Genomic DNA, 2,884 nt, shown 5'->3' on the forward strand with positions numbered 1-2,884 from the left:
ATGAGAAAGCCGCAGTCCGGCGACAATGTGCTGGATGACGCGGAAATTAGCGACAACCAAGTCGTTGTGACCTTGACCCAGCAGATGTTGGCGGAAGCTGGAAAAGCTTGTTGTGACGTACAGCTCTACGACCAAGCCACCAACGCTATGCTGTCCTCCAGCTCCTTTGTTTTGGATATTAAACCTATGGCACTGGATCAGGCGGCGGCGGAGAGTTCTCCGGAATACAAAAGCTTTGTGGACGCCCTCAACAGTATCTCTTCCTCCGAGTCCAGCGCCTCCCAAGCGGTAGAGGATGCGGAGCAGGCCCTGGAGGACGCTAATACAGCCAAGGGCACCTTTGAGAGCCTGTCCAGCCAGATGCAGACGGCCATCGAAGACGCCAACACCGCCACCGAGGGCGCGAATACGGCGGCAGGAGCAGCCAACACAGCGGCAGGCCTAGCCAATACAGCGGCCGGGAACGCCAACGGCGCGGCGGAAGACGCAAGCGAGGCCGCGAACGCCGCGAATACAGCGGCGCAGAATGCCAATGCGGCGGCCCAGGACGCCCAGCACGGCCCTCAGATCAACGAGGACACCGATATGTGGGAAACCTGGGATTCAGAGCAAGACCAGTATGTTTCCACCGGCGTCAAGGCGACAGGTCCACAGGGACCACAGGGTACATCCCTTAAAATCCTGGGGAGCTACGACAGTCTCCAGGCATTGCAGGAGGCGGTACCGAGTCCCAATGTAGGGGATAACTACATGGTAGGGGATGACTGCTACGCCTGGACAGGCAGTGAATGGCTGAACCTAGGCCCCATCCAAGGCCCTCCGGGAGAAACAGGAGCGACAGGCCCCCAAGGCCCAGCTGGTCCCGAAGGCCCTCAAGGCCCCCAAGGCCCACAGGGCCCGGCAGGGGAAACGCCGGAGAAAGGGGTGGACTATTTTACCCCAGCCGATATTGCAGAGATTGCCCAGGACGCCGCCGATCTGGTGGATATCTCCGGCAAGGCGGATAAGGTCAGCGGCGCTGCCTCCGGCCATCTGGCGGGGCTGAACTCTACCGGCAATCTGACGGACAGCGGGATCGCGATTACAGAGGTTGTCCGGTCGGTTAATAACATTGATCCAAGCAACGGCAATGTCAACCTTACAGCAAGCACCCTGGAGGCCGTCCCCTTGACACAGGTGGGGGTAGGCAATGGCGTGGCATCCTTGGACAACTTTGCCAAGGTGACAGCAACCCAGGCCAGCGCCGATGTTATGACAGCATCAGGAACAGCATTGACCCTGACCACGTCCTACGCCGGGAAGCTAGTGAAGTGTACCAGGTCTTCCGGCACCTGCACCATCACCATCCCCTCCAATACCACAGCGTCCCTCCCGGCGGACACCGAGATTGAGATTGTCCGGTATGGTGCGGGAGCAGTGACCATCTCCCCGGCCTCTGGGGTCACCCTCTACAGCAAGGACAACGCCAGAAGCATTGCCAGCCAGTACGGGGCGGTGAGCCTAAAGAAGATGGGCACCAACGAATGGTGGATGGTAGGTGATCTGGAATGAGGATGAGCCATCGACGGGCGATTTATAAAGGTGGAGGTATTCCACCTGTACCAACTTCTTGGATGACACACGCCGTGGTGGCCGCTACCGGAAGTTGGAGCCCTACCGTAGCGGGTTGGTATCAGTTTTACGTCATCGGCCAGGGTGGCAATGGAGGAAGCGGCGATCGACGATATAGCGTGGGCTCTAGACCTGCTAACCGTGCCGTAGGGGGAGGCGGCGGCGGCACCGGAGGGGTGGCTGTCCATCAGCTTTACCTTACTCCCAGCAACAGCGTCTCCATCACAGTAGGAGACAGCCAGACAACGTTGTCCTTTGATGGGCAAACGGTGACCGCCACAGCGGGAAGCAACGGTGGAAATGGTGCCGCCTCTGCTTCCAGCCCGGGAGCTGGAGGGGCGGGAGGCACAGCCTCCGGCGGCAACGTCTCCAACATTAACGGAATCCAGGGAGGCAACGGCACTCTTAACTTCGGCAGACCCGATGAGCCGTCCCTTCCCGCCTCGGGAGGGGCAGGAGGAACGCCAACGGCAGAGATGAAATATGTGGCCTCAGCAGCCTCAAGCGGAGCGGCAACCGGCGCAGCTGCCCCTTACAGTACGGATGTGTCCAACCCACAGCTCGGCGGCGGAGCTTCCGGCGGCGGAGCTAGAAGCAAGGGGTCGGCATATAACGGCGGAGCGGGAGCCCCAGGCGGTGTGGTCATCGAGGCCGGAGCGTAGAAAGGAGCGAATATGAGCCGAAAGAAAAAGAGGAAAAAGCCCATGGAGTTTTCAAAGATTCTGGCTGTGTGGGCGACTGTCATAGCGACAGCCACCGCCGTAACCTCCTACATATTGGCCGCCTTTTACCGCGAGTCTGTCTCCGATGTCACCATCACCATCTTTACCGCCTGTATCGGATATCTTATCACCTACGCGGGAAAAAGCCTGTGTGAGAAGGTCAGCCGGAATAAGCATCACCTGGACGCTGACGGTAACCCATTGCCAAACGACAGCACAACTGATGATACCAATGGATAAAGGAGGAAACCATGTACGATATTACCCCCATTTTTGAGGCTGTAGCCGCCCTCATCGCGGCGCTCATCACAGCCTTTGTCATCCCCTACATCAAAAGCAAGACCACGGCAGAGCAGCAGAAAGAGATAAACGCGTGGGTGAAGATCGCCGTTGCGGCAGCGGAGCAAATCTATGTTGGCAGCGGCAGAGGCGAGGAAAAGAAAGCTTATGTCATTGACTGGCTGAGAAATCACGGTATTACCGTTGATGAGGAAAAGCTGGACGCCCTCATCGAAGCCGCTGTATATGAGCTGAATCAAGGGGTGATCCCC

The 2,884-nt window shown here is 58.5% G+C and carries 3 protein-coding genes and 1 pseudogene; all 4 read left to right on the plus strand.

Translation table 11 applies throughout. The features are described 5' to 3' along the window. A pseudogene (locus WGC32_RS14885) lies at window positions 1–1,551 on the plus strand (hypothetical protein); the annotation flags it as partial. After that, window positions 1,548–2,273 (plus strand): hypothetical protein, encoded by a 726-nt coding sequence (locus tag WGC32_RS14890; RefSeq protein WP_342683046.1) that lies wholly within the window; start codon window positions 1,548–1,550, stop codon window positions 2,271–2,273. The pseudogene WGC32_RS14885 and the gene WGC32_RS14890, both read left to right, overlap by 4 nt. A gap of 12 nt (window positions 2,274–2,285) precedes the next feature. After that, window positions 2,286–2,573, plus strand: coding sequence for a hypothetical protein (locus WGC32_RS14895; protein ID WP_342683048.1), 288 nt, complete (start codon window positions 2,286–2,288; stop codon window positions 2,571–2,573). Window positions 2,574–2,584: 11 nt separating this feature from the next. Next, window positions 2,585–2,884: phage holin, LLH family (locus WGC32_RS14900; RefSeq protein WP_342683049.1), on the plus strand; the 300-nt coding region annotated here is incomplete at its 3' end.

Source organism: Zongyangia acetica (assembly GCF_038739695.1).
GTDB classification, from domain to species: domain Bacteria; phylum Bacillota; class Clostridia; order Oscillospirales; family Ruminococcaceae; genus Zongyangia; species Zongyangia gallinarum.